This window comes from Streptomyces sp. 1222.5, from assembly GCF_900105245.1.
Lineage (GTDB): Bacteria > Actinomycetota > Actinomycetes > Streptomycetales > Streptomycetaceae > Streptomyces > Streptomyces albidocamelliae.
In genome coordinates this window covers 6,042,085-6,058,236 of record NZ_FNSZ01000001.1, presented here as the reverse complement: position 1 = coordinate 6,058,236, position 16,152 = coordinate 6,042,085, and the positions used below count along the sequence as shown (strand labels likewise).

Here is a 16,152-nt window from a genome sequence, read left to right as displayed (position 1 = left end):
GTTGCCATGACGCAGCTTTCGGCTGCCCAGAACAAGCCTTCCGACGGCAGCAAGGCGCTGTACGGGGGGAAGGGCACTCGCCGCATCACCGTCCGCGACATCGCCCTCGCCAAGGAGCGTGGCGAGAAGTGGCCCATGCTCACCGCCTACGACGCGATGACCGCGTCCGTCTTCGACGAGTCCGGGATCCCGGTGATCCTCGTCGGTGACTCGGCGGGCAACTGTCACCTCGGGTACGAGACCACCGTGCCCGTCACCCTCGACGAGATGACCATGCTCTCGGCGGCCGTCGTACGCGGCACGACCCGCTCGCTGATCGTCGGCGACCTGCCCTTCGGCTCCTACCAGGAGGGCCCGGTGCAGGCGCTGCGCTCGGCGACCCGGCTGGTGAAGGAGGCCGGCGTCGGGGCGGTCAAGCTGGAGGGCGGCGAGCGCTCGCACGAGCAGATCCGGCTGCTGGTGGAGTCCGGCATCCCGGTGATGGCCCACATCGGCCTGACCCCGCAGTCCGTCAACGCGATGGGCTACCGCGTGCAGGGCCGGGGCGAGGAGGCGGCGCAGCAGCTGCTGCGCGACGCCAAGGCCGTGCAGGACGCGGGCGCGTTCGCGGTCGTGCTGGAGCTGGTGCCGGCGGAGCTGGCCGCCGAGGTGACGCGCGTGCTGCACATCCCGACGGTGGGCATCGGCGCCGGTTCCGAGACGGACGCGCAGGTCCTCGTGTGGACCGACATGCTGGGGCTGACCTCCGGCCGGGTGCCGAAGTTCGTCAAGAAGTACGCGAACCTGCGCGAGGTCATGGGGAACGCGGTCAAGGAGTTCGCCGAGGACGTCGTCGGCGGCACGTTCCCGCTGGAGGAGCACTCCGTCCACTAGACCACTGCGGCAACACCGCCGGCAGCCCGTCGATCTTCCCCCGTCGACGGGCTGCCGCCTTTTCCGGGGCGGGTCCGCGGGCCCGTCCGCAGCCCTGTCGGCGGGCTGTCGGTGGGGTGTCGGCCGGCTGTCGGCGGTTTGTCGGCGGGCCCTGGCACCGTCTTCGGCATGACGCGAATCGATGACAACCCCGCCGGCGAGCGCCCCGCCGTGACCGTACGGGGGCTGGTCAAGCACTACGGCGAGACCAAGGCGCTGGACGGAGTCGACCTGGACGTCCGGCAGGGCACCGTGATGGGTGTGCTCGGGCCGAACGGCGCCGGCAAGACCACCCTCGTGCGCATTCTGTCCACCCTGATCACCCCCGACGCCGGAGAGGCCGTCGTGGCCGGCTACGACGTCGTACGGCAGCCCCGGCAGCTGCGCCGGGTGATAGGCCTGACCGGCCAGTACGCCTCCGTGGACGAGAAGCTGCCCGGCTGGGAGAACCTCTACCTGATCGGCCGGCTGCTGGACCTGTCCCGCAAGGACGCCCGGCTCCGCGCCGACGAACTGCTGGAGCGGTTCTCCCTCACCGAGGCCGCCAGGCGCCCGGCGAGCACGTACTCCGGCGGTATGCGGCGGCGGCTGGACCTCGCCGCCTCCATGATCGGCCGGCCCGCCGTGCTGTACCTGGACGAGCCGACCACCGGCCTCGACCCCCGCACCCGCAACGAGGTGTGGGACGAGGTGAAGGCGATGGTCGGCGACGGCGTCACCGTGCTGCTCACCACCCAGTACATGGAGGAGGCCGAGCAGCTCGCCTCCGAACTCACCGTCGTGGACCGCGGCAAGGTCATCGCCAAGGGTGGCATCGAGGAGCTGAAGGCCCGCGTCGGCGGCCGCACCCTCAGGGTGCGCCCGGTGGACCCGCTCCAGCTGCGGCCGCTCGCCGGGATGCTGGACGAGCTGGGCATCACCGGCCTCGCGACCACCACCGTGGACAACGAGACCGGGACGCTGCTGGTGCCGATCCTCAGCGACGAGCAGCTGACCGCCGTGGTCGGCGCGGTCACCGCGCGCGGCATCACGCTCTCCTCCATCACCACCGAGCTGCCCAGCCTGGACGAGGTGTTCCTGTCCCTCACCGGCCACCGTGCCAGTGCCCCGCAGGACGCCGCGCCCGCCGAAGACCGCCAGGAGGTCGCCGTATGAGCACCGCCACCCTGTCCCCGGCCGCCGCGGCCACCGCGAAGGCCGACACGCCGATCCCGCTGCGGGCCCATCTGCGGCACACCGGCGCGCTGATCCGCCGCAACCTGCTGTGGATCCGGCAGGACCCGGAGTCGATGTTCGACGCCATCCTGTTCCCGGTCGTCTTCACCCTGCTGTTCGTGTACGTCTTCGGCGGCTCCATCGGGCAGTCGCTGGGCGGCGGCCAGGAGCAGTACGTCCAGTACGTCATCCCCGGCCTCATGGCCATGATGGGCATGAACATGGCCCAGGGCGTGGGCACCGGCTTCAACCAGGACTTCAACTCCGGTGTCATGGACCGCTTCCGCTCGCTGCCCATCGGGCGCGGCTCCGTCCTCTTCGCGAAGATCGCGGTGGAGATGATGCGGATGCTGTTCGCGACCTGCGTGCTGATGCTGGTCGCCGTCCTCGTGGGCTACGACATCAGGCACTGGGCCGGTCTGCTGGCCTCGATCGGCCTGTCCGCGGTGTTCGGCTCGGCGCTGATGTGGGTGTTCCTGACCCTCGGCGTGATGATGAAGAGCGCACAGTCGGTGCAGGCCATGGGCTTCCTCGTGCTGATGCCGCTCCAGTTCGGCTCGTCGATCTTCGCGCCGACCACGTCGATGCCGGGCTGGCTCCAGTCGTTCACCGACTACAACCCGCTGTCCGCCCTGGCCGACACCGCGCGGGGACTGATGGAGGGCGGCCCGGTCGCCCACGACCTCTGGGTCACCCTCATCTGGTCGGTGGGACTCACCGCGGTCATGGCTCCGGTCGCGATCCACAAGTTCCGCACCAAGGCCTGACCGGCCGGGACGGTCAGATCAGGGCGGTGGCCTCCACGAGGGAGAGGCCACCGCCCTCGGCGTACGCGGCCTCGTACGCGGGGCCGTCGAGTTCCTCCCGGATCCGGGCCTCGGTCATGTCGTACAGCCTGCGCTCCACCCCGGACAGCCCGTGGCCGGGCGGCAGGAAACGCACGGCGGCGGCCAGGCAGCGGGCCGCGTCGGCGGCCCGGACGCCCCCGTCGACGCGGGCCAGGGCCATCGCGGCGATGGTGAGGCAGATGGAGTTCATGTGCGGGGTGATGGCCTCGGACAGCGGGTCGGTGGCGAGCCGGAGCGCCTTGCGCAGCCGGGGCAGCGCCTCCTCGCTCCGGTCGTCGAGGGCGTCCAGCCAGGCCTCCTGGCCGAGGATGATCGCGTCGAACACGACGAAGTGCGCGATCTTGAACTCCTCGCGTATCAACCGGAGTTGCTCCCGCCCCTCGCCGATCCGCCCGGTCAGGCCGAGCCAGCAGGCGAGGAACAGCCGGGCGGCGGGCATCGCCTCGTTGTGGATGCCGTCCTGGCTGGCGATGACCTCGCGCAGCAGGCGTTCGCCGCGCTCCAGCTCGCCCGACTCCATGAGCACGCTGCCCAGGCGGGAGCGCAGAACGGCCATCTGGGCGCGCGCGCCGAGGCGTTCGGCGTGGTCGATGGCCGCCTGGTAGTCGGCGGCGGCCTCACCGAAGGCACCCTTGCGCTCGCGGGCCTCCCCGCGGGCGGACAGCGCCTCCGCGGTGCCCCAGTCGTCGCCGAGGCGGCGGTACATCTGCAGGGCCTCGTCCGCGTCGCGGGTGGCGTCGCCGGCCCAGGCGGTGCGGTTGGCGAGGAGGTTGGCGCGCATCTGCAGGGCGCCGGCCAGCTCCCACTCGTAGCCCGGGGTGTCCCGGCAGGTCCGCACGGCCGCGTCGATGATGACCCGCAGCCGTTCCATGCCGTTGGTCAGCATCTCGGCGAAGAACCACAGCATGCCCGGGGCCCGGCAGGTCTGCGGCAGGCCCGGCTCGTAGACCTGGGTGATGACGCGGAGCTTGGCCCTCGCCTCGGGGGTCTGCCAGGCCTCCATCTCGGTGTCCATCATGGCGAGATGGGCCAAGTGGACACCGCGCCGGGCCTCCAGCAGGACCTCGCCCTCGTAGGGCGGCGGGGTGTCGGTGGTGCGCCGCCACACCGGGCGGGCGCGACGGACGGGTTCGGTGAACGGGTCGGGGCCGAGCGGCATCACCTCCTTGCACCAGGCGCGTACTTCGAGGCGCTGGTCGCGCATCTGCCAGAACCACTGGAGGGACAGCGTCAGGCACAGCGCCTCCTGCTCGTCGCGCAGGGCGACGGCGTGCCGCAGGGCGGTGCGCAGGTTCTCGTACTCCGTCTGGATCCGGTCGATGGCGGTGCGCTGTTCGGGTCCGCGCAGCAACGGGTCGGTGGTGCGGGCGAGTTCGCGGTAGTACGTGAGGTGGGCGCGCTCGGCACCGGTGCGCTGCCCGGCCTCGTCGAGCCGTTCGGAGGCGTACTCGGCGACGGTCTCCAGGAGCCGGTAGCGCATCCCGCCCCGGGCCGTGGGGGCGGCCACCACCAGGGACTTGTCGACCAGGGAGCCGAGCGCGTCCAGGGCGACCGGGCCGCACACGGCCTCGGCGGCGGCGAGGTCGCAGCCGCCGGCGAAGACGGACAGCCGGGCGAGCACCTCGCGTTCGTCCGCGTCCAGCAGGTCCCAGGACCAGTCCACGACGGCACGGAGGGTCTGCTGGCGGGGCAGCAGGGTGCGGCTGCCGGAGGTGAGGAGCCGGAAGCGGTCGTCGAGCCGGTCGGCTATCTGCCGGGGGGTGAGCATGCGGAAGCGGGCCGCAGCGAGTTCGATGGCGAGGGGCAGTCCGTCGAGGCGCCGGCAGATCTCGGCGCACGCCTCGGGGTCGTCCTCGACGAGGAATCCGGGCCGGGCGGCCGCTCCGCGCTCGGCGAGCAGCCGCAGCGCGACGGGCTCGGGCAGCGGCTCCACGGGGCGCACCAGCTCACCGGGTACCCCGAGGGGTTCGCGGCTGGTGGCGAGGACGGTCAGGTCGGGGCAGCGGGCCAGCAGCCGGTCGGTCAGCCGCGCGGCGGCCTCGACGACGTGCTCGCAGTTGTCGAGGATGATCAGCATTCGGCGCCGGGCGCAGTGCTCCACGAGCCGTTCGAGGGGGTCGTCGTGCCGGTCGGAGACGGCGCGCATGGTGTCGGCGCCCGCGCCGTGCAGCACGGTCTCGCGGGCGCCGATCGCGGTGAGCACGGCCTGCGCCACGGCCTCCGGATCGTCCACGGGCGCGAGCTCGGCCAGCCACACCCCGTCCCGGACGGTGTGCCGCACCGCCTCGGCGGCCTCCTGGGAGAGCCGGGTCTTCCCGGCGCCGCCGGGCCCGAGCAGGGTGACGAGGCGGGCCGCGGCGAGGTCGGCGCCGATGGCCTCGATGTCGGGTTCCCGGCCGACGAAGGAGGTGAGGCGGGCGGGCAGGTTGCCGGGCCGCGCCCCCGGTGCCGCGGCCGGCTCGGGGGGCGTCTCGTTCAGCAACTCGGTGTGCAGCGCGCGCAGTTCGGGTCCGGGGTCGGAGCCGAGCCGGTCCGCGAGCAGCCGTCGTACGTCCTCGTAGCCGGCGAGTGCCTGGGCCGGGCGGCTGGCGTCCCGCAGGGCGCGCAGCCGCAGCACCTGCAGCGGCTCGTCCAGCGGGTGACCGTCGCACAGGGCGGTCAGCTCGGGCAGCGACTGCTCGGCCTGCCCGAGGGCGAGGGCGGCCGTGTGCCGGGCGCGCAGGGCGTCGAGGCGGCGGGTCTCCCAGCGGGCCGCCTCGGCGGTGTGGCCGGGCAGGTCGGCGAGGACCGGGCCGTGCCACAGGGCGAGGGCGTCGTCGAGGACGACGGCGGCCTTGGCGGGGTCGCCGTCGGCGAGGGCGCGCAGGCCGTCGCCGGTCAGCCGGTCGAAGCGGGTGAGGTCGACGTCGTCGGGCGCGGCGGTGAGCCGGTAGCCGCCGTCCACGGAGGCGACGGCGTCCGCGCCGAGGACCCGCCGCAGCCGGCCGACGAGCGCCTGGAGCGCGCCGCCGGCGTCGGCGGGCGGGTCGGTGTCCCACACCTCGTCGACCAGGACGGTGACCGGGACGGTCCGTCCGGCCCGGAGCGCGAGCACGCTCAGCAGGGCACGCAGACGTGCCCCGCCGACCGGGACGGGCGTGCCGTCGGGGCGGACGGCCTGGGTGGTGCCGAGCAGGCGATAGCGCACGGGGTCCATTGTCTCCGGAGCGGTCAGGGGCGGTCACCGGGTTCGTCCGGCGTGGCGTCGAGGGTCGGCCGGGGGAGGTCCACGGATCCCGTGGCGTCGAGGGTGACGAGGGCACCCACGGTACGGCGGACCCGGTACGGCACTTGGCGCGGCGGCGGCTCCTCGTCCTCCTCGAACCACTTCGGGCAGGCGTCGACGGGCTCCAGCGTCCGGCCGTCCGGGACCTCCTCGAGAGCCCGTCCGGCAGGCCGCAGGACCACCGTGCCGGGTTCCGGCTCGGGACGGGCGACGGCGAGCGGATCGTGCCGGGCCAGGTACTCCTGGTGCACCAGTTCGATGGCGTGCACGCGGCCGGTGGTCGCCCGGTCGGGTCCGCCGTGGTTCTCCACCCACGCCTCGGCGCCGTGCCCGGCGTTCCTGCGGCGGTCCTTCCTGCGGTAGGGCACCAGCCGCCACGCGACCTCGTCGCCCACCGCGAACGGTGTGCCGCAGCATCCCATCTGCCAGTCCTCGTAGAACACCCTCATCCGTGGCATCCCTTCACCTTCCAGGAACCTGGCGGCCACCGCGAGACGTTTTCCCCACGTGTCCGCGGCCGGTACGGTCGCAGTCCCCGATCGTCCCCGCCCGGACAGGAGCTCCCATGACCACCGCCACCACCCGCCACGGCGAGCGACGGGTCAGTCCCGTGTTCGTGGGGATCCTGGCCGTGACGGCGGTGACCGGCTGGGCCACGTGGACGGGGTTCGCCGCACAGCCGGGCATCGCGGTGTTCCTGTTCGTGACCGCGGCCTGGATCGTCTCCCTGTGCCTGCACGAGTACGCGCACGCGCGCACCGCCCTGCACAGCGGGGACATCACGGTCGGCGCGAAGGGCTACCTCACGCTGAACCCGCTGAAGTACACGCACGCGCTGCTGAGCATCGTGCTGCCGGTGCTGTTCGTGATCATGGGCGGTATCGGTCTGCCGGGCGGTGCGGTGTTCATCGAGCGCGGCCGCATCCGGGGCCGCTGGCGGCACAGCCTGATCTCGGCGGCGGGCCCACTGACGAACGTCCTGTTCGCGGTGGTGTGCACGGCGCCCTTCTGGCTGCACGCGCTGGACGGCGTCCCCCGGGAATTCCGGTACGCGCTGGCGTTCCTCGCGCTGCTCCAGGTGACGGCGGCGATCCTGAACTTCCTGCCGGTCCCGGGTCTGGACGGCTACGGGGTCATCGAGCCGTGGCTGTCGTACCGGGTGAAGCGGCAGGTGGAGCCGTTCGCGCCGTTCGGCCTGCTGTTCGTGTTCGCGCTGCTGTGGGTGCCGTCGGTCAACAGCGCGTTCTTCGACGTGATCGACACGATCCTGCGCGGGCTGGGCATCGACGTGCTCGACCAGTACTGCGGGCAGGAGCTCTACCGCTTCTGGCAGGGCACCCCGGAGATCTGCACGCTCAGCCGGTGACCGAGCCGCCCTGCCCGCCGGCCCGGCCGCGCTTCACGTAGTACCAGGTCATGTTGGACGACAGGCCCGCCAGCAGCACCCAGACGATCCCCAGCCAGCTGCCCTGGACGAACGAGACGACCGCCGCGGCCACGGCCAGGACGCAGACGGCGAGGGTGTAGAGGGCGATGCGGGGCATGGGGCTCGGCTCCTTGCGGGGGACACTGCTTCGACGACCAGTGTCCCCCATGCCCCCCCCGATGCCCCGCCCGTGGCTCACACGTCGGTCACGCGGAGCCCGGCGTGCGCCTTGTACCGGCGGTTGACGGAGATCAGGTTCGCCACCAGCGACTCGACCTGGTGGGCGTTGCGCAGCCGGCCCGCGAAGACGCCGCGCATGCCGGGGACGCGCCCGGCGAGCGCCTGCACGGTCTCCACGTCGGCGCGCTCCTCGCCGAGCACCATCACGTCGGTGTCGATCCGCTCGATCTCCGGGTCCTGGAGCAGGACGGCCGACAGGTGGTGGAAGGCGGCGGTGACCCGCGAGTCCGGCAGCAGGGCCGCGGCCTGCTCGGCGGCGCTGCCCTCCTCCGGCTTGAGCGCGTAGGCGCCCTTCTTGTCGAAGCCGAGCGGGTTGACGCAGTCCACGACGAGCTTGCCGGCCAGCTCCTCGCGCAGCGACTTCAGGGTGTCGCCGTGGCCGTCCCACGGCACGGCGACGATCACGATGTCGCTGCGGCGCGCGGTCTCGGCGTTGTCGGCGCCCTCGACGCCGTGGCCGAGCTCGTCGGCGGCGGCCCGGGCGCGCTCGGCGGCCCGGGAGCCGATGATCACCTTCTGGCCGGCCCGGGCGAGCCGGAACGCGAGGCCCTTGCCCTGCGGTCCGGTGCCGCCCAGCACGCCGACGACGTACCCGGAGACGTCGGGCAGGTCCCAGGGGTCCTTGGCGGGGGCCTTCTGTGCGCTGTCGCTAGAGGTCATGGGCCCGACTCTACGTCCGCGTCCGGGCCCGTACCGGGTCAGGTCAGCCGGTGCACGGGGAGCCGGCGGAAGGTGATCGTCTCGTACGCGCCGAAGTCTCCCGTCTCGTACAGGAGCCCGACCGTGTCCCGGTCGACGCGGACCAGGTCGGAGTAGGCGGCGGGCAGCCCGTCGACGGTGAGCGCCGGGCGCCAGGTGGTGCCGCCGTCGGTGGAGGCACGCAGGGTCATCAGGGCGCGGGCGGCGGGGTCGGCCGGGCCGGAGAACAGCAGCAGGTCGGGGTCGCGGAGCTGGAGGACGGACGCCTCGCAGACCGGGGCGGCGAGGCCGGCCTGCGGACGGAAGGGCTTGACGAGGGTCCTGCCGCCGTCCCGGGAGTGGGCGTCGGCCCGGTTGCCGGGCGCGGGAGAGTCGTTGCGGGTGTTGAAGTAGACACGCCCGTCGGGGAGTTCGGCGGCGGTGGTCTCGTTGACGTTGACGTATCCGTCGGTGTTCTCGTCCAGGTAGCCGAGGTACCAGCTCGCGCCGCGGTCGTCGCTGAGCAGGCAGTGGCCGCTGTTGTACTTCGCCTCCGCGCCGGTGTCGGTGCCGGTGGGCGGCAGGGTGTGGTTGGCCGGGACGAGGACGCGGCCGGAGCGCAGTTGGAGCGCGTGCCCGGGGGTGGTGGCGTACCAGCGCCAGCCGGGCTTCTTCACGCGGGCGGTGATCTCCTTGGGCGCGGACCAGGTGACGCCGTCGTCGTCGCTGTGCTGCACCCACACCCGGCGTCCGTCGGCGTCCTTCACCTGTCCGCGCAGGATGGCGGCCTCGGTGGCGCCGGCCGCGGCCCGGACGTGCACGAGCAGGACGCGGCCGGTGTCCAGGACGACGGGAGCGGGGTTGCCGGCGAGGTTCCGGCCGTTGCTCGCGGCGACCCGCAGCGGGCCCCAGGTGCGTCCGCCGTCGGTGGAGCGCTTCAGCACGATGTCGATGTGCCCGTGGTCGGCGGCGGAGTCCACGCGGCCCTCGCAGAAGGCGAGGAGGGTCCCGGCGCCGGTGGCGACGACCGCGGGGATGCGGAAGCTCGCGTATCCCTCGCGGCCCGCGCGGAAGGGGACGGTCACGTCGGTCATCGGGCGGCTCCTCACACGTACGGCAACGGTTCGTCCCCCATCCCCGGTTCGGGCGAATTCGGGGTGAACTCCACGTCACAAACGGCCGGTTGCGGCAGTATGCGGTCACATGGACGCCGTACGGGTCGCGTTGCTGCGGGAAGTGCTGGCCGGAACCGAGTGGCTCGGCGCCACCCGGCGGTTCGCGGGGGTGCTGCGCGGATCGGTGGTCGCGCACGGCGGTGGGCTGCTGCTGGTGGGCACGCCCGACCACGAGCCCTGGCACCTGGCGGCGCACCTGGTGGACGAGGCGGCCTGGTCGGGTACGCCCGAGCTGGCGCCCACCCTCGTCCGCCATCACGCACGCCCGTCGGACCCCGCGCACCTGGCGGTCGGGCCGGGCCGGATCGCGGCGGCGCGGCGCGGGGAGACCCTGCTGGTCGTGGCACCCGAGGAGCCGGCCGCGCTGCTGGAGCGGGTGCACGACGCCCGGCGGGCCGGGGTGACGGTGCTGGCGCTGGGCGCGGGCGGCGGCGAGCTCGCGGCGATGGCGCACGACACGCTGGCCGTGCCGGAGGGCGCGGAACTGGACCTGGACACTGTGCAGCACCTGGTCAGCGCGGCGGCGGGCGAGAACGCGGGCTCCCCGCGGCCCGGCCGGGGCCTGCGCGACCGGCTGTCGCGGCTGGCGGAGATCCTGACGGCCCCGCCCCCCGCCCCCTGGTGACGGATCCGGGCCCCGTGCGGGGAAAAAGCGGTTGCCCGGCGGTCCCGGCCGTCCGAGCATGCACCGGTGACCCGAGCTCTCCTCCCCGATCTGTCCCCCTGGAAGGCCTCCGCGGACTTCCGGCGGCTCTGGAAGTCAGGACTGATCAGCAATTTCGGCAGTTTCCTGACCTTCGTCGCGCTCCCCGTCCAGCTGAAGGAGCTGACGGGGTCCGCGGCGGCCGTGGGTGCGGTCGGCGCCGTGGAACTGCTGCCGCTCGTCGTGTGCGGGCTCTACGGCGGTGCGCTCGCCGACGCCCTCGACAAGCGCGGGCTCATCGTGTGGACGGAGCTGGGCCAGGGCCTGCTCAGCGCGGTCCTGCTGGTCAACGCCCTGCTCCCGGGGCCCGCGGTGTGGCCGCTGTACGCGGTCGCCGCGCTCTCCTCCGCGCTGGTCTCCGTCCAGCGCCCCGCCCTGGACTCGCTGTGGCCCCGGATCGTCGCCCACGACGACATGCCGGCCGCCGCCTCGCTGAACTCGCTGCGCTGGACCGTCGGCGGGGTCGCCGGACCGGCGCTCGCGGGTGTGGTCGTCGCCTACGCGGGCCTGGGCTGGGCGTACGCGGCCGATCTCCTGACGTTCGCCGTGTCGCTGGCGTTCATCCTGCGGATCGCCCCCTCCCCCGCCTCCCACGAGGCGGCGAAGCCGAATCTGCGGGCCGTCGCGGAGGGCGCCCGGTACGCGTGGAGCCGCAAGGAACTCCTCGGCACCTACGTCGTCGACCTGGCGGCGATGTTCCTGGCCATGCCGCTCGCCGTGCTGCCGTTCCTCGCCGACGAGCTGCACGCCGAGTGGTCGCTCGGGCTGATGTACGCCGCCCTGCCGGCCGGGGCCCTGGTGGTCAGCCTGACCAGCGGCTGGACCTCACGGGTGCACCGGCACGGGCTCATGGTGGTGCTCTCGGCGGCCGGCTGGGGGCTGGCGGTCGCCGCGGCCGGGATCTGCGGCAACGTCTGGCTCGTCCTGCTCCTCCTCACCGTCGGCGGCGGCTTCGACATGGTGAGCGGGGTCTTCCGGGCGGCCATGTGGAACCAGACGATCCCGGACGAGTTGCGCGGCCGGCTCGCCGGGATCGAACTGCTCTCGTACTCGGTCGGCCCGCAGCTGGGTCAGGTGCGGGCGGGCGGGCTCGCCGCCTGGGCCGGGGTGCGGACGTCGGTATGGTCCGGCGGACTGGCCTGCGCGGGCGTGATGGGCCTGCTGGCGCTCGGCCTGCCCGGCCTCATGTCCTACGACGCGCGGACGAACGCCCACGCCGTACGGATGCGCGAGCGGCGCGCCGCCGCCGCCGCCGAGGTGTGATCGGGGCCCGTCCGCCACCGCGGACGGGCGGACGGGCGCGCGGGGCGGGATCAGTTCTCGTCGGCGTTCCCCCCGGCGGAGGCGTCGTGCCACCGCGGGTCGTTCTCCCACTGCAGGTTGCGCTCGGCGGCGGTCTCCATCGCGTGCCGCGCCTCCTCCGGGCTGGCGTACGGCCCGAAGCGGTCCTTGCCCGGGCAGTCCGGGCCCTCCTCGACCTTCTTGTGCTCCAGGCAGTAGTACCACTCGCCCGGCTTGCCGGCGGTGCGCTTCTTGAACAGGGCCATGGACAGCTCCTCTCGCCACCGACATGTTCCCCCATGTCCGCTGGATAGACTCGCTGGCATGTCTGGCCAGTCGCTGCTCGTACCAGGGGAGCTGTCCCCCACCCGTTCCGTGCCCGGAAACATCCGCCGGCCCGAGTACGTCGGCAAGCCCGCGCCGACGCCGTACACCGGGCCGGAGGTGCAGACCCCGGAGACCGTGGAGGCCATGCGGACCGCGGGCCGCATCGCCGCGCGGGCGATGGAGGAGGCCGCCAGGATCATCGCGCCGGGCGTCACCACGGACCAGCTGGACAAGGTCGCCCACGACTACATGTGCGACCACGGGGCCTACCCGTCCACGCTCGGCTACCGCGGTTTCCCGAAGTCGCTGTGCACCTCGGTGAACGAGGTCATCTGCCACGGCATCCCGGACTCGACGGTCCTGCGGGACGGTGACATCGTCAACCTGGACGTGACCGCGTACATCGGCGGTGTGCACGGCGACAACAACGCCACCTATCTCGTCGGCGACGTGGACGACGAGTCCCGGCTGCTGGTGGAGCGCACCCGCGAGTCCCTCGACCGCGCGATCAAGGCCGTGAAGCCCGGCCGGCAGATCAACGTCATCGGCCGGGTCATCGAGTCGTACGCCAAGCGTTTCGGTTACGGCGTCGTCCGTGACTTCACCGGTCACGGCATCAACTCGTCCTTCCACTCGGGGCTGATCATCCCGCACTACGACAGCCCGCACGCCACGACGGTCATGCAGCCGGGCATGACGTTCACGATCGAGCCGATGCTCACCCTGGGCTCCTACGAGTACGACATGTGGGACGACGGCTGGACGGTCGTGACGAAGGACCGCAGGCGGACGGCCCAGTTCGAGCACACGCTGGTGGTGACGGAGACGGGCGCGGAGATCCTGACCCTCCCCTGACCCGACCCGGCCCCCGACCTGGCCCGACCCGGGCGGAGCCCGCTCCCTGCCGGGGGCGGGCCTTCTCTTGTAGGCTTTTACCGACACGCTGTCGGCAAAGTTACCGACACTAGGTCGGGAACGACGTTGACTTAGGTAAGGCTTACCTCAGAGGATGTGCTCATGGACTCCTTCTCGTCCCTCATCCGCACCGCGTCGCACACACAGCACGTGGAGGCGGAGAACTCGACGTTCATGAGCGACCTGCTGGGCGGCCGGCTCGGCGTGGACGCGTACGCCCGCTACACCGAACAGCTCTGGTTCGTGTACGAGGCGCTGGAGAGCGCGGCCGAGCACCTGACGGCCGACGCGGTGGCCGGGCCGTTCGTCCGGCCGGAACTGCTGCGGCTGCCCGCGCTGGAGCGGGACCTGGCGCATTTGCGCGGCCCCGGGTGGCGGGCGGGCCTGAGCGCCCTGCCGGCGACGCGGGCGTACGCGGACCGGGTGCGCGAGTGCGCGGAGCGCTGGCCCGGCGGTTACGTCGCCCACCACTACACGCGCTACCTGGGCGACCTGTCGGGCGGTCAGATCATCCGTGACCGGGCGGAGAGGACCTGGGGGTTCGCCAGGAAGGGCGACGGCGTCCGCTTCTACGTCTTCGAGGAGATCGCCAACCCGGCGGCGTTCAAGCGCGGTTACCGGGAGCTGCTGGACGCGATAGGGGTGGACGACCTGGAGCGGCAGCGGGTCGTGGGCGAGTGCAAGCGGGCGTTCGCGCTGAACACCGCCGTCTTCCGGGCCCTGGGCGAGGAGTTCACGCTGTCCGCGTGAACCGCCGAACGACCGAAAGCGACCGGGCCCCCCTCGGCGCGAAGGGCGCGTGGGAGGGGGGCCGGGCCCGGGTCAGCGCAGGTAGTCGCTGCAGTGGGCGCCGCTCCAGGCCACGTGGTTGGTGGCGGAGGTGAGTTCGCCGGCGTACGGGCTGCAGACGGCGTCGTCGTCTTCCCGGGTGTCGAGACCGGCGGCGCCGGCCGCCGTCGCGCCGGTGGCGGCAAGCGCGGCGGCGAGGACGGTCGCGGCCAGGACAGAACGGATGCGCATGGTGCTCCTCTCGGGGAGGCTATGTGGTCATGCCCAGAGGTCCCCGTTCGACACGGCGCGCACACGCGGGTCCACCCGAACGGAGCCCCGCACGATCACCCGGGCGCCGGTGCCGGTCAGCGCTCCAGGTGGACCCGGCCGCCGACCTCGATCCAGCCGTGCGGCTGGGGAGCGGTGAGGATCTGCGAACCCCTGCCCTGGGTGATGTTCAGCGCCCGGCCGAGCCGGTCGGTGAGCAGCAGGGCGGCGGCGCCGGTCGCCTCGTCCTCGTCGATGCCGTCGTCCCGGCCGGGGAAGGCGCGGGCGCGGACCCGGCCGGCCGCCTCGTCCTCCCAGGCCCAGGCGTAGAGCCACTCCCCCGGCGGCGGCACGTCGAGCGCGTCGACCTCGGCGGCGCTCGCGTACCGGCGCAGGGTGCGCGGCGGGGCCCACTCCGCGCGGGCCTCGATCCAGCTGAACTCGCCGTCGAGACGGGCCCCGACCACTCCCGCGGGGGTGACCAGTTCGGGCACGTCGAGCAGCCAGGCGGTGCCGACGCAGGGGTGACCGGCGAAGGGCAGGCGCAGCGTGGGGGTGTAGATGTCGATCAGCCCGCGCTCGGGGTCGTCCACGAACACGGTCTCGCTGAAGCCGAGCTTGGCGGCCAGCTCCTGCCGGTCCCCCCGCTCGGGCAGCACCGAGCCGTCGCGGACGACGCCCAGCTCGTTGCCGTAGCCGCCGTTCGGTCCGCAGAAGACGCGGAGTACGTCGTAGTCAGTCACCGGTGCATTCAAACATCGTGGCCCGCGCGGGCGCCCGAGGAACTCGGCGACGGGACGGCCCCTTGGACCGTCCCTTCGACCGTCCCTTTGCCCCCCTGTGGCGTCGGCTTTGAGCCGCCGCAACCAAGCCGTGTCTGTGATTTTCCGTGAGAGCTGAATCACCACCCCCGTGGGTAGTGGTGAGGTAAGCCTCATGTAAGTTAGGGCAGCCTCACCGAATCAGATCCTCTTGGAGCCTGCATGCGAGCCGTCCGACTGACCGTCACCGCCGCCGTCACCACGGCCGCTCTGACCGCCCTCTCGGCCTGCACCGCCAAGAGCGACGCCAAGGACGGCGACGCCATCCAGGTCACCGCCGCGGACAGCAAGTGCGAGACCTCCAGCAAGACCGTGCCGGCCGGGCACGTCACGCTGAAGATAGAGAACAAGGGGTCCAAGGCCACCGAGGTCGAGATCGTCTTCCCCGACGACCGGATCGTCTCCGAGAAGGAGAACATCGGCCCCGGCACCAAGTACACGCTGACCGCCGAGGTGAAGGCCGGTTCGTACGAGATCGCCTGCCGCCCCGGCATGAAGGGCCACGGCGTCCGGCAGAAGCTGACCGTGACCGGCTCCGGCAGGACCGCGAAGCGCGACCCCAAGCTCGACCAGGCCGTCGCCGGCTACCGCCAGTACGCCCAGGACCAGGCCGACCAGACGGTGCCGCTCGCCGAGAAGTTCGCCGAGGCGATCAAGGCCGGCGACCTGGAGGCCGCCAAGAAGGCCTACGCCCCCTCGCGTCTGGGCTGGGAGCGCACCGAGCCGGTCGCCGAGTCCTTCGGTGACATCGACCCGAAGACCGACACCCGCGCCGACGGCCTGGAGAAGGGCCAGAAGTGGACCGGCTGGCACCGGCTGGAGAAGGCCCTCTGGCAGGACAAGAAGATCGGCGCCGAGGAGAAGACCCTCGCCGACCAGCTGGTGACCGACCTCAAGGACTGGCAGAAGCGGGTCGGCAAGGCCGAGATCACCCCGACCTCCATGGCCAACGGTGCCAAGGAGCTGCTGGACGAGGTGGCCACCGGCAAGGTCACCGGCGAGGAGGACCGCTACTCGCACACCGACCTGGTCGACTTCAAGGGCAACGTCGAGGGCGCGCAGAAGGCCTACGAGCTGCTGAAGCCCGTCGTCACCAAGAACGACCCGGCGCTGACCGGCGAGCTGGACAAGCAGTTCACGGCGCTGAACGGCCTGCTGGACAAGTACCGCTCGGACAAGACCTCGTACGACTTCGTCTCCTACGACAAGGTCACCGGGGCCCAGCGCAAGGAGCTGCAGGACTCGGTGAACGCGCTCGCGGAGCCGCTGTCCAAGCTCGCCGCGGCGGTCGTGAAGTAACCGGGTCAG

General features: G+C 72.5%; 17 protein-coding genes. 9 read left to right on the top strand and 8 right to left on the bottom strand.

All coding sequences use genetic code 11. The features are described 5' to 3' along the window. Nucleotides 1-6: 6 nt before the first annotated feature. The 3 genes from panB to BLW57_RS27355 all read left to right on the top strand — a co-directional run bounded on the left by panB (nt 7) and on the right by BLW57_RS27355 (nt 2,894). Complete coding sequence (gene panB / locus BLW57_RS27365) at nt 7-873, top strand: 3-methyl-2-oxobutanoate hydroxymethyltransferase (RefSeq protein ID WP_093478119.1); 867 nt, start codon at nt 7-9, stop codon at nt 871-873. A 168-nt stretch (nt 874-1,041) separates the two neighbouring features. Continuing rightward, nucleotides 1,042-2,067: an ATP-binding cassette domain-containing protein gene (locus BLW57_RS27360; protein WP_176985741.1), complete on the top strand. Its 1,026-nt coding sequence runs from the start codon at nt 1,042-1,044 to the stop codon at nt 2,065-2,067. Next, the gene (locus BLW57_RS27355) at nt 2,064-2,894 is read left to right on the top strand and encodes an ABC transporter permease (RefSeq protein ID WP_176985740.1); all 831 of its coding nucleotides are present in this window, start codon (nt 2,064-2,066) and stop codon (nt 2,892-2,894) included. The genes BLW57_RS27360 and BLW57_RS27355 overlap by 4 nt, the downstream gene beginning before the upstream one ends. Before the next feature lie 13 nt (nt 2,895-2,907). Here BLW57_RS27355 and BLW57_RS27350 read toward each other — a convergent pair whose 3' ends face one another. Beyond that, complete coding sequence (locus BLW57_RS27350; RefSeq protein ID WP_093478116.1) at nt 2,908-6,171, bottom strand: AfsR/SARP family transcriptional regulator; 3,264 nt, start codon at nt 6,169-6,171, stop codon at nt 2,908-2,910. Nucleotides 6,172-6,185: 14 nt separating this feature from the next. Next, nucleotides 6,186-6,698 (bottom strand): DUF6578 domain-containing protein, encoded by a 513-nt coding sequence (locus BLW57_RS27345; RefSeq protein WP_256339603.1) that lies wholly within the window; start codon nt 6,696-6,698, stop codon nt 6,186-6,188. Nucleotides 6,699-6,805: 107 nt separating this feature from the next. Between BLW57_RS27345 and BLW57_RS27340 the strand changes: the two genes are divergently transcribed. Then, nucleotides 6,806-7,606, top strand: a complete 801-nt coding sequence (locus tag BLW57_RS27340; protein WP_093478115.1) for a site-2 protease family protein — start codon at nt 6,806-6,808, stop codon at nt 7,604-7,606. Here BLW57_RS27340 and BLW57_RS27335 read toward each other — a convergent pair. The 3 genes from BLW57_RS27335 to BLW57_RS27325 are packed head-to-tail and all read right to left on the bottom strand — an operon-like array spanning nt 7,596 to nt 9,678. Continuing rightward, entirely contained in the window at nt 7,596-7,835 is a 240-nt protein-coding gene (locus BLW57_RS27335; protein ID WP_093478113.1) for a hypothetical protein, read from the bottom strand. The genes BLW57_RS27340 and BLW57_RS27335 overlap by 11 nt on opposite strands. Nucleotides 7,836-7,861: 26 nt before the next feature. Then, nucleotides 7,862-8,566, bottom strand: coding sequence for an NADPH-dependent F420 reductase (npdG, locus tag BLW57_RS27330; protein WP_093478112.1), 705 nt, complete (start codon nt 8,564-8,566; stop codon nt 7,862-7,864). Nucleotides 8,567-8,604: 38 nt separating this feature from the next. Next, complete coding sequence (locus BLW57_RS27325; protein ID WP_093478110.1) at nt 8,605-9,678, bottom strand: sialidase family protein; 1,074 nt, start codon at nt 9,676-9,678, stop codon at nt 8,605-8,607. 109 nt (nt 9,679-9,787) lie between these two features. Between BLW57_RS27325 and BLW57_RS27320 the strand changes: the two genes are divergently transcribed. Together BLW57_RS27320 and BLW57_RS27315 are read left to right on the top strand one after the other, a co-directional pair. Beyond that, the gene (locus BLW57_RS27320; protein ID WP_093478109.1) at nt 9,788-10,384 is read left to right on the top strand and encodes a hypothetical protein; all 597 of its coding nucleotides are present in this window, start codon (nt 9,788-9,790) and stop codon (nt 10,382-10,384) included. Nucleotides 10,385-10,450: 66 nt separating this feature from the next. After that, the gene (locus tag BLW57_RS27315; protein WP_093478107.1) at nt 10,451-11,725 is read left to right on the top strand and encodes an MFS transporter; all 1,275 of its coding nucleotides are present in this window, start codon (nt 10,451-10,453) and stop codon (nt 11,723-11,725) included. Nucleotides 11,726-11,775: 50 nt separating this feature from the next. Here the strand turns inward: BLW57_RS27315 and BLW57_RS27310 are convergent, their stop codons facing one another. Continuing rightward, on the bottom strand, nt 11,776-12,009 hold the full coding sequence (locus BLW57_RS27310; RefSeq protein ID WP_176985739.1) for a hypothetical protein: 234 nt from the start codon (nt 12,007-12,009) through the stop codon (nt 11,776-11,778). Nucleotides 12,010-12,067: 58 nt separating this feature from the next. Between BLW57_RS27310 and map the strand changes: the two genes are divergently transcribed. Continuing rightward, entirely contained in the window at nt 12,068-12,925 is an 858-nt protein-coding gene (gene map, locus BLW57_RS27305; protein ID WP_093478106.1) for a type I methionyl aminopeptidase, read from the top strand. Between the two features lie 162 nt (nt 12,926-13,087). Next, nucleotides 13,088-13,735, top strand: a complete 648-nt coding sequence (locus BLW57_RS27300) for a biliverdin-producing heme oxygenase (protein WP_093478104.1) — start codon at nt 13,088-13,090, stop codon at nt 13,733-13,735. A gap of 72 nt (nt 13,736-13,807) precedes the next feature. On the opposite strand, the gene BLW57_RS27295 is transcribed toward BLW57_RS27300, so the two are convergent. Together BLW57_RS27295 and BLW57_RS27290 are read right to left on the bottom strand one after the other, a co-directional pair. Then, nucleotides 13,808-14,005 carry a hypothetical protein gene (locus BLW57_RS27295; protein ID WP_093478103.1) on the bottom strand — a complete coding sequence of 66 codons (198 nt, stop codon included), beginning with the start codon at nt 14,003-14,005 and terminating at the stop codon, nt 13,808-13,810. 116 nt (nt 14,006-14,121) lie between these two features. Then, nucleotides 14,122-14,766 (bottom strand): PhzF family phenazine biosynthesis protein, encoded by a 645-nt coding sequence (locus BLW57_RS27290; protein ID WP_093478101.1) that lies wholly within the window; start codon nt 14,764-14,766, stop codon nt 14,122-14,124. Nucleotides 14,767-15,006: 240 nt separating this feature from the next. On the opposite strand from BLW57_RS27290, the gene efeO reads away from it, so the two are divergent. Further along, nucleotides 15,007-16,143 carry an iron uptake system protein EfeO gene (efeO, locus tag BLW57_RS27285; protein ID WP_093478100.1) on the top strand — a complete coding sequence of 379 codons (1,137 nt, stop codon included), beginning with the start codon at nt 15,007-15,009 and terminating at the stop codon, nt 16,141-16,143. Nucleotides 16,144-16,152 lie beyond the last annotated feature (9 nt).